Raw genomic sequence first — 1354 nt, forward strand, 5'->3', positions numbered from 1 at the left:
TGAAGGACCATGTTGGAATGAAAAAAAGCAACTTTTATATTGGGTTGATATTATGGAGAGAAAATTATGCATATACAATCCTACCGCTAATACGAACCGAGTAATTGCACTCAATCAACAAATCGGCTGTGTTGTTCCATATTTAGAGGATGTACTACTCTTAGCTATGGAAAAAGGCTTTTATTCTATTAATATAAATACCGAAAAACTGACACATATTTTTGACCCTGAACCACATTTAATAGAAAATCGTTTCAATGATGGAAAATGTGATCCAGCTGGTCGTTTCTGGGCAGGTTCTACAGATACATACGGTATGAATGCTGCAGGTTCCTTGTATTGTTTACATCATAATTTAAGTGTAGAGAAAAAAGTTTCACATGTAAATACATCAAATGGAATTGCTTGGTCACCTAATCATACATACTTTTACTTTATAGATACACCTACTAAAAAAGTGGTTCGCTATCAATATAATATACGTACTGGAGACATTCATAATCCAATTGATGTAATCATTTTCTCTGAAAATGATGGTCTACCTGATGGTATGACAATTGACGAAGACGGCTGTTTATGGATTGCACATTGGGGAGGTTCAAAAATAACTAGATGGAATCCCTCTACTGGAGAAAAAATATTAAGCATTCCAATTCCAGCTTTATATGTAACATCATGTACATTTGGAGGACCTAATTTAACAGATTTATATATCACAACAGCCAGAACAAGAATGACAGATGACGAATTAAAAGAGTATCCACATGCTGGTGGTATTTTTCGAATTCAAACAAATATAAAAGGTTGTCCTACATATGAATTTTGCAATAAAAATATTGGGGCTGAAACAATATGAACCGTATCGAATACATAAGACAAGAAGAAAAGAAATATCACGACCTTTGCTATGAACAATATAAACTATTTGAAATTGGCTCTTGGCTGTACAAACCGGTTAAAACAGTTATGGACTTGATGGATCACTTTGAAGGACAAAACAACTTGCAAGTACTTGATCTTGGCTCTGGCATCGGTAGAAATAGCATTCCAATTGCACAAATAATAAAAAATTATAATGGCACTGTTACATGTGTTGATTTACTTGATTCCGCTTTAACAAAGCTAAAAATTTATAGTAAAGAACATGATGTATTCGAGGCTATAAAAACAGAACAAGCAGAAATTGAAAACTATCATATTGACTCTAACGCTTATGATTATATCGTTGCAGTATCAAGTTTAGAGCATGTTAAATCAAAAGAAGATTTAAAAAAAGTGCTCCATTCTATGAAACAAGGGACAAAAAACGGCGGTATTAATTGTTTAATTATTAACTCTAACATACAAGAAATTG

2 protein-coding genes are annotated in these 1354 nt (G+C 32.9%); both read left to right on the forward strand.

Annotation, left to right across the window (positions count from 1 at the left end; genetic code table 11):
• Nucleotides 1-856 (forward strand): SMP-30/gluconolactonase/LRE family protein (locus ACQGS6_RS28540; RefSeq protein ID WP_426966032.1); only part of this gene is annotated, 856 nt, incomplete at its 5' end.
• The coding region (locus tag ACQGS6_RS28545) for a class I SAM-dependent methyltransferase (protein ID WP_426966033.1) at nt 853-1354 on the forward strand (502 nt) is incomplete at its 3' end. The genes ACQGS6_RS28540 and ACQGS6_RS28545, both read left to right, overlap by 4 nt.

This window comes from Bacillus sp. GMs2/2 (assembly GCF_050172095.1).
GTDB classification, from domain to species: domain Bacteria; phylum Bacillota; class Bacilli; order Bacillales; family Bacillaceae_G; genus Bacillus_A; species Bacillus_A cereus.